The following is a 6,806-nucleotide window of genomic DNA, read 5'->3' on the forward strand; positions in this document are numbered from 1 at the left end:
GCTACCTCGTCGAGGATGCGCGCCACGCGGCACGCCAGGGCCGGCAGCGCGGCGTCGCGATCGCCGGTTTGTCGTTCGGCGCACCGCCCGGGTTGTCTACAATACTTGGCGTCGGCCCGAGCTGCGTCCACGCGGCGAACGGCGACGCACTGCCGGCCGTCGTCGCGCACGCGGCCGGGCGGCTGACCGCGTGACGGCCCCACCCGGAAGAGACAGGAAAGACCGAATGAACAGTGTGAAGGTTGGCGTATTGTTCTCGCAGAGCGGATGCACGTCGCACCTCGGCCAGAGCCAGTTGCGCGGCACGCTGCAGGCGATCGCCGAGATCAACGAAGCGGGCGGCGCGAACGGCTGCGAGATCGTGCCCGTCGTGCGCGACGCCTGCTCGGACCCGGCCGTCTATGCACGGCTCGCCGAAGAGCTGATCGCCACCGAACGCGTGAACGTGCTGTTCGGCGCGTACATGTCGAGCAGCCGCAAGGCGCTGATTCCGATCGTCGAGAAGTGGGACAAGCTGCTGTTCTACCCGACGCTCTACGAAGGCTTCGAGTTCTCGCCGAACGTGATCTACACGGGCGCGGCGCCCAACCAGAACAGCGTGCAGCTGGCTGCCTTCATGACCGCGCAGTTCGGTGCGCGCGTGTACCTGGTCGGGTCCGACTACATCTACCCGTACGAGTCGAACCGCATCATGATCGACCTCGTCACGCAGCATCCGGAAGGCCAGATCCTCGGCGAGGTGTACATGCCGCTCGTCGCGTCCGAGCAGGATTTCGCGGCGGTGGTCGAGGACATCCGCGCGAAGGCGCCCGACTTCGTGTTCAGCACGCTGGTGGGCGACAGCACGGCCGCGTTCTACCGCGCGTATGCGCAAGCCGGCCTCGATGCGCGCAAGATGCCGATCGCGAGCCTGACGACCTCCGAGATCGAGCTCGGCCAGATGGGCGCGGCCGCGGCCGGCCACTACACGTCGTCGCCCTATTTCCAGACCATCGATTCCGACGTGAACCGGCGCTGCATCGCGCAGCTCAAGGCGCGCTTCGGCGACGACGCGAGTGCGTCCGCACCGTGGGAAGCCGCGTATTTCCAGGTTCACCTGTTCGCCAATGCGCTCGCGCGTGCCGGCACCGACCAGCGCGACCGGCTCGTCGAACATCTCGCGGACGCGGAATTCGATGCGCCGCAGGGGCGTGTGAAGATCGACCGGCTCACGCAGCACACGTGCCTCTACCCGCGCATCGGCTGCGCGACGGCCGACGGCAATTTCACGATCGTGCGCGAAGCGACGCGACGCGTGCATCCCGATCCGTACCTCGTCACGCATTCGCTCGGCGACCGCGTGCACACGCCCGACGAACAGAAGGCGTAACCGACGATGCGCGCCCGCACCCCGATCCGCTCGACGCCGCGCCTGCTCGCCGAACTGCGCTCGCTGCGCGTGATGGTGTACTACCCGGACGACGACAACGGCCTGCTGCTCGTCGAGCAGCTCTCGCGCATCGGCTGCCCGACCGAGCAGCGCTGGCCGCCGCCCGCCGCGTTGCCGGAAAGCGTCGACCTCGTGATTCTCGCGGTCCGGCCCGACCTGCTGCACCTGTCGATCCCGTGGCTGGAAGACGACGCACGGCCGCCGCTCATCGCGGTCACGACCTACGAAAGCCCGACGATCCTCGAACTGATGCTGCGCATCGACGCGCAGAGCGCGGTGACGACGCCGGTGCGCTCGTTCGGCCTGTTGAGCGCGATGGCGCTCGCGTGTCACCAGAGCCGCCGGCACGACGAATACCGGCGCCGCATCGCGCAGCTCGAACAGCGCGTGATGTCCGCGCGCACGCTGCAGGAAGCGAAGACGCTGCTGATGCAGCACAACGCGATCAGCGAGGAAGAGGCCTACCAGCAGATCCGCTCGCAGGCGATGGAACGGCGCATCTCGATCAACCAGCTCGCCGAGCAGATCGTGCAGGCGCACGCGCTGCTGAAGCGGTAACGCAGGCGCGATTGCCGCGACCGCCGCACGTCAGTCCGGCGGCGGCAACACGACCGTGTCCTCGGGCCCGAGCACGCGGCCGTCCTGCGAACGCAGTTCGAGCTTCCTGACCGGCAACCCGGCCTTCCGGTCGACGAGCAGCACGTGCGCCTCGTCCGGTTCGAAGAAGAAATCCTCGCCCCACTGCCGCAGCGCGACGAGCAGCGGAAACAGGCCGCGCCCTTTCTCGGTCAGCACGTATTCGTGATGCGCGCCGCCGTCCGCGGCCGGCACGATGTCCATGATCCCGTGCGCAACCAGGTTGCGCAGGCGCGCAGCCAGGATGTTCTTGGCCAGCCCGAGGTTCTTCTGGAATTCGCCGAAGCGGCGCAGCCCGTCGAACGCATCGCGGACGATCAGCAGCGACCACCAGTCGCCGATCGCGTCCAGCGGACGGGCAACGCCACAGGGGGAATCTTCGTGCGTGGTTCGTCTGGTCATCGAGGCTCGAGGCGACTCCGTGCCCGGAATGCGGGCGGAACGGTGGTCGTTTCCGTTGAAATGAATGGTTGCAATATAAAACTCGTCGCACGAAAGATCAATCGCACCGGGCCCGACTGTTCGCAATCGACGAATGGAATGGTCGCTTCGGGTCTGATTGGTGCTTCAACTCATATGTCCGGCCAATACTTTCCGGCTGCGTTTCTTTCCGGCACGTCTTCGCACACCAGCCCACCAGTCGTTCGGCTTGCAGCCCAACCACAATTTTGGTTGCAACTTGAAACCCAATATCCTACGCTTCGATTCGGTTTCAACTTGAAACCAACCTGTCCGACTATCCGAAGGAGCGTTCGATGATCCGGTCCGATGCCACGTTCGACGGCACCTTTCCATTCGCCCCGCATTTCGACGACGCATCCGGCTTCCGGATGCACTACGTGGACGAAGGCCCGCATGACGGCGAAACCATCCTGTGCCTGCATGGCGAACCCACGTGGGGTTATCTGTTTCGTCATCTGATTGCCGCGCTGAGTCCGACGCACCGCGTCGTCGTCCCCGATCACATGGGCTTCGGCAAAAGCGCGACGCCGCATGATCGCAGCTACTGGCTGCAGGACCATATCGACAACCTGGAGCGCTTCGTGCTCGCGCGCGACCTCGATCGCATCACACTCGTGCTGCACGACTTCGGCGGCCCGGTCGGCATGGGGCTCGCCGCGCGGCATCCGGATCGCATCCGGCGGATCGTGTCCGCGAACGGGCCGACGCCGTTCGGCCAGCCCGATCTGGTCGACCGCCTGAACGCGAACGGTCGCGATGCGCCGTGGTTCCAGTGGATCATGCGCGCGGCGGCGGACGATACGCTGGAGACGGTACTCGGTCAGCTCGGTTTCAACATCCTGAGCACGCTGAAGCTGAACGGGTTCGAAAATCACGCGATCATCAACGACACGTGGATCGACGCATATGGTGCGCCGTTCGCGCAACCGGAGGACTGCGTCGGCGCGATCGGATGGGCCCGCGGGTTTGCCGCCGGCGCGCACCGGTTCGAGGAGCCCGATGCGGCGGCGCTGCGCGCGATACGCGAAAAACCCGCGCTCGCGATCTGGGGAGACGCCGATCGAACGCTCGGCGCCGAACACTTCCTGCCGCTCTTCACGGCCCTGTTTCCGTCCGCGCCCGTCGAACGGCTGGCGGGCGTCGGGCACTACTGCTTCGAAGATGCGCCCGACGCCATCTCGGCACGCATCGCCGAATTCATCCGGACCAACGGCTGAGTGCGTTCCGCAGCCGGCGGCACGACACCCGGCTGTGGAACACGGCATGCGCGGCCGCCTTCGCAGTTGCGCACGCCCCCTTCACGTCAGTGAATGATCCGCGTCACGCCACGCCCGCGCGGGTCGGCCATTGCTTCCGGCGTCTTGCCGTCGATCTTGATCACCTGGATGTCGCCGCTGAAATCCTGCCCCTTCAGCGTGTAGCCGCGCGCCTCGATCTGCTTCGCGAGTTCGCCTTCGATCGGGTGGTACGGCTCCCAGAAGATCGTGTTCGGCGGCAGCAGCTGGTGATGGAAGCGCATCGCACCGACGGCCTCCTTCAACGGCATCTTGAAGTCGTAGATGTTGTTGATCACCTGGAAGATCGACGTGAAGATCCGCGAGCCGCCCGGCGTGCCGATCACGAGCGACACCTTGCCATCCCTGGTCATGATCGTCGGCGACATCGACGACAGCGGGCGCTTCTTCGGCTCGATCGCGTTCGCGTCGCTGCCGACCACGCCGAACATGTTCGCGACGCCCGGCTTCGCGGAGAAGTCGTCCATCTCGTCGTTCAGCACGATGCCGGTGCCGTCGGCGATCACGCCCGAGCCGAAATAGCCGTTGATCGTGTACGTGTTCGACACCGCGTTGCCCCACTTGTCGACCACCGAGAAGTGCGTCGTTTCAGCCTTCTCCGGCATCGTCGTGCCGAGGCCCGGCTGCACGCTCTTGGTATCCGACGGTTCCTTCGGGTTGACTTCGCCCGCCCGCTTCGCGATGTAGGCGTCGTCGGTCAGCTGCGCGATCGGCACCTTGTAGAAATCGGGATCGCCGAGATACTGCGCCCGATCGGCGAACACGCGCTTCTCGATTTCCGCGACGAGGTGGATGTACTGCGGCGAGTTGAGCTTCACGCCCTCGAAGTCCTGCTTGAGGTCGGCCTTCATCTTCAGCAACTGCACGAGGCCGATGCCGCCCGAGCTCGGAGGCGGCGCGGTGATCACGTCATAGCCGTTCCACTTCGCCTGCACCGGCTGGCGCCACACCGCGCGGTACTGCGCGAGATCCTCGGTGGTGATCAGCCCGTTGCCGTCGCCGGTCTTCATCGATGCGGCGATCAGCTCGGCCGTCTTGCCCTTGTAGAACCCTTCCGCGCCGTCGTTCGCGATGCGCGTGAGCACGTCGGCGAGATCCGGCTGCTTGAAGTTCACGCCCGCCTTCAGCCCGGAGAAATACTTGTCGAAGTTGGTCTTGCCACCGAACTCCTTCGATGCGTCGACACCGCGCTGCGCGAGCTGTTCGTCGACGACGAAGCCATCGCGCGCGTAGTGGATCGCCGGCGCGAGCACCTGCTTCCACTTCAGCTTGCCGAAGCGCTTCTGCGCTTCCCACATGCCCGCGACCGTGCCCGGCACGCCGACCGCGCGCGGGCCGTACAGGCTCATGCCCTTGACGACGTTGCCGTCCTTGTCGAGATACATGTCCTTCGTCGCGGCGAGCGGCGCGCGCTCGCGGTAATCGATGAAGTACGGCTTGCCGTCCTTGTAGATCGTCATGAAGCCGCCGCCGCCGATGTTGCCGGCTTCCGGATACGTGACGGCGAGCGTGAATGCGATCGCGACGGCCGCGTCGATCGCGTTGCCGCCTTCCTTGAAGATCCGCTCCGCGGCATCCGCGCTGTACTTGTCGGCCACCGCGACGGCCGAGCTCGTCAGGACTGCGGGCTGCGGCCCCTTCGCATAGACGGGCGCGTTCGGCAGGAAGCCGATGCCGGCCACCGTCGCGAGCACGACAGCGGATGATTTGAAGCGATTCAGCGTAGTCATTGCATGTCCCCCATGTGGATCTCCTTCAGGCAGGAAAAGCACCTGTTCCGCTCATGGTCGCCGGCACGCCGACGGCCATCTCCGGTTTCGTAGTATAGGGGGACAAAAAGGGTCGAACACGGGGTGTGCAACGAAAGCGCATTCGTCATGTGCGCGAGGTCATGCTGCTCAAGAACATGCCCGCGGATCGGTCGAAATTGCACGCGGCATACGTCATCACGCAGCGCACAAAAAACCGAAAGTTGCGAACTGCACGGAAAGCCACGCGACACGTGCAAAAAAATCTGCAAACGTCCCTCCCGCAGCACGGGCCGATCTGCGAAGATAGCGCCCCGCTTTCGCGCTGCATCATTTTTCATGCACGCACCGCTTCACGTTTCTTCGTCTCGCTTCCTATGGCATCACACAATGCGCATCATGCGTCCGGCATCGCGGCCGGTGTCGCCGCCGCAGTCCTCGTCGCACAAACCGGTGCAACAGGCCTGTGGCACTCGGGCATGCTCGCCGCATTCGCGGCCGGCGTCGCGGGCGGCACCGCGCCCGACTGGCTCGAAGTCGCATGGTGGAGCCGCAAGCGCCGCCTGTGGATCACGCATCGCACCGTCACGCACTGGGGTATCGGCTGGATCGCGCTGCTGGCGCTCGGGTGGCACGGGCTCATCCATCATCCGCATCCGCTGTGGGCCGCGCCGCTGTTCGGCTTCGCATGCGGCGGCCTGATGCACCTGCTCGCCGACTGGCCGAACCCGCTCGGCGTGCCGTGGATCTGGCGGCGTCACTCGCTCAACCTGTGGAAGAGCGGGCATTGCGACCTGATCGTCGTGGCCGCCGCATGGGGCGGCACGCTGTGGCTCGCGCAGTCGCTGTGCTCGCGTGCGCCGTTGCTCGAGCACTGGCTCGGCTGGCTGAATCGCGTTTAGTCGCAATTCGACGCAATTCAGCACGCGATCGGCGTGCCGACGCGCATGCAACTTTCCGTTCGTTGAAAGTGCGGTGATGGCCCCCATCTGAATTCGAATCGTCGCCGTACGTGCCCGGCACGCACGCGCGACGTCTGGCACACTGACGATTCGATTCGTGTGCGCGCCCGCCGCGCGCTTGCACCCCATTTCAACGCTCCGATGGACGTCACCGCTACCCGCCCTGCCGCCAGTGCGCTCGACGTGTTCCACCCGGCCGTCGCCGCGTGGTTCCGGCGCACGTTCGCCGCGCCCACCGGCGCGCAGGCGCTCGCGTGGCCGCACATCAAGGCCG

The 6,806-nt window shown here is 65.7% G+C and carries 6 protein-coding genes and 1 pseudogene; 5 read left to right on the forward strand and 2 right to left on the reverse strand.

Features of this window, described 5'->3' with window-relative positions; translation table 11 throughout:
- The 3 genes and pseudogenes from G3N99_RS32065 to G3N99_RS32075 all read left to right on the forward strand — a co-directional run.
- Positions 1–194 (forward strand): annotated as a pseudogene (locus G3N99_RS32065) (nitric oxide reductase activation protein); the annotation flags it as partial.
- A 32-nt stretch (positions 195–226) separates the two neighbouring features.
- The gene (locus G3N99_RS32070; protein ID WP_174982970.1) at positions 227–1,369 is read left to right on the forward strand and encodes a transporter substrate-binding domain-containing protein; all 1,143 of its coding nucleotides are present in this window, start codon (positions 227–229) and stop codon (positions 1,367–1,369) included.
- A gap of 6 nt (positions 1,370–1,375) precedes the next feature.
- Positions 1,376–1,987 (forward strand): ANTAR domain-containing protein, encoded by a 612-nt coding sequence (locus G3N99_RS32075; RefSeq protein ID WP_174910533.1) that lies wholly within the window; start codon positions 1,376–1,378, stop codon positions 1,985–1,987.
- Between the two features lie 30 nt (positions 1,988–2,017).
- Here G3N99_RS32075 and G3N99_RS32080 read toward each other — a convergent pair whose 3' ends face one another.
- The gene (locus tag G3N99_RS32080) at positions 2,018–2,467 is read right to left on the reverse strand and encodes a helix-turn-helix domain-containing protein (protein WP_174935687.1); all 450 of its coding nucleotides are present in this window, start codon (positions 2,465–2,467) and stop codon (positions 2,018–2,020) included.
- A gap of 353 nt (positions 2,468–2,820) precedes the next feature.
- On the opposite strand from G3N99_RS32080, the gene G3N99_RS32085 reads away from it, so the two are divergent.
- On the forward strand, positions 2,821–3,744 hold the full coding sequence (locus G3N99_RS32085; RefSeq protein ID WP_206124385.1) for an alpha/beta fold hydrolase: 924 nt from the start codon (positions 2,821–2,823) through the stop codon (positions 3,742–3,744).
- Positions 3,745–3,830: 86 nt separating this feature from the next.
- Here the strand turns inward: G3N99_RS32085 and ggt are convergent, their stop codons facing one another.
- A complete protein-coding gene (gene ggt / locus G3N99_RS32090; protein ID WP_011355450.1) occupies positions 3,831–5,552 on the reverse strand; it encodes a gamma-glutamyltransferase in 1,722 nt (573 codons plus the stop codon).
- 395 nt (positions 5,553–5,947) lie between these two features.
- On the opposite strand from ggt, the gene G3N99_RS32095 reads away from it, so the two are divergent.
- Complete coding sequence (locus G3N99_RS32095) at positions 5,948–6,472, forward strand: metal-dependent hydrolase (protein WP_174935690.1); 525 nt, start codon at positions 5,948–5,950, stop codon at positions 6,470–6,472.
- Positions 6,473–6,806 lie beyond the last annotated feature (334 nt).

This window comes from Burkholderia sp. Ac-20392, assembly GCF_017104585.1.
GTDB lineage: Bacteria > Pseudomonadota > Gammaproteobacteria > Burkholderiales > Burkholderiaceae > Burkholderia > Burkholderia lata.

Excerpts from the sequence above, each read along its gene's own strand:
- G3N99_RS32070 (WP_174982970.1), top strand. The coding sequence starts at position 227 with ATGAACAGTGTGAAGGTTGGCGTATTGTTCTCGCAGAGCGGATGCACG.
- G3N99_RS32075 (WP_174910533.1), top strand. The coding sequence starts at position 1,376 with ATGCGCGCCCGCACCCCGATCCGCTCGACGCCGCGCCTGCTCGCCGAA.
- G3N99_RS32080 (WP_174935687.1), bottom strand. The coding sequence starts at position 2,467 with ATGACCAGACGAACCACGCACGAAGATTCCCCCTGTGGCGTTGCCCGT.
- G3N99_RS32085 (WP_206124385.1), top strand. The coding sequence starts at position 2,821 with ATGATCCGGTCCGATGCCACGTTCGACGGCACCTTTCCATTCGCCCCG.
- ggt (WP_011355450.1), bottom strand. The coding sequence starts at position 5,552 with ATGACTACGCTGAATCGCTTCAAATCATCCGCTGTCGTGCTCGCGACG.
- G3N99_RS32095 (WP_174935690.1), top strand. The coding sequence starts at position 5,948 with ATGGCATCACACAATGCGCATCATGCGTCCGGCATCGCGGCCGGTGTC.